The sequence below is a fragment of the Bowmanella yangjiangensis genome (assembly GCF_017255015.1).
GTDB classification, from domain to species: domain Bacteria; phylum Pseudomonadota; class Gammaproteobacteria; order Enterobacterales; family Alteromonadaceae; genus Bowmanella; species Bowmanella yangjiangensis.
Window position 1 is genome coordinate 1 of record NZ_JAFKCS010000420.1, and the last position, 674, is coordinate 674.

Genomic DNA, 674 nt, shown 5'->3' on the forward strand with positions numbered 1-674 from the left:
TTGCGCAAAGCGCTGCTCGATGCTGCGTCCGCGCTACTCGCCGAGGTGGGTGTGGCGGCGATCAGCCTGCGTGAAGTCGCACGACGCGCCGGGGTTTCGCATAACGCGCCCTACCGTCATTTCGCCGACCGTGATGCCTTGTTGGCGGCGCTGGCGCTGCAGGGATTCGAGGTTCTGGTCCGGCGTATCGAGGCGCTGCCGGTGGCCGATCTGGGTCGGCGCGGCGAGTGCTACGTTGCCTATGCGCTGGAGTTTCCCGGACATTTCGCCCTGATGTTCGGGCCACAGCTCGACAGGGCGGCTTATCCCGAGCTGCAACAGGTTGCCCGGCAGCTGTTTGCCCAGCTCGAAGCCAGCGTGCGAGCGCTGCGCCCGGACGAGTCGGTACAGACGGCCAGCCTGGCGGCGTGGAGTCTGGTGCATGGGCTCAGTCAGTTGCTGCTCAACGGGCAGTGCCCGGTCGAGGATGTGTCGGTCACGGCTCGCGCAGTCACCGGGCTGTTCGTCGAGGGCTTGCAGGTAGGCCGCTCTCCCGCCTAGAGCCGTTTGCAGGGTAGGCAGCCTGTAGCGCTGTCCAGCGCTCGACGCCTCAGAACAGCCTGGCCAGCAACACCGGTACGGCGGTTTCCACCCGCAGAATGCGCTCACCCAGCTGCACCGGTTGCAGGCCGGCG

General features: G+C 67.1%; 2 protein-coding genes. One reads left to right on the top strand and one right to left on the bottom strand.

What is annotated here, in order from left to right:
* A partial coding sequence (locus J0A65_RS24915) for a TetR/AcrR family transcriptional regulator (protein WP_206596918.1) occupies positions 1-540 on the top strand: 540 nt, incomplete at its 5' end.
* A gap of 49 nt (positions 541-589) precedes the next feature.
* On the opposite strand, the gene J0A65_RS28000 is transcribed toward J0A65_RS24915, so the two are convergent.
* Positions 590-667 carry a 16S rRNA (uracil(1498)-N(3))-methyltransferase gene (locus J0A65_RS28000; RefSeq protein WP_416135332.1) on the bottom strand — a complete coding sequence of 26 codons (78 nt, stop codon included), beginning with the start codon at positions 665-667 and terminating at the stop codon, positions 590-592.
* Positions 668-674 lie beyond the last annotated feature (7 nt).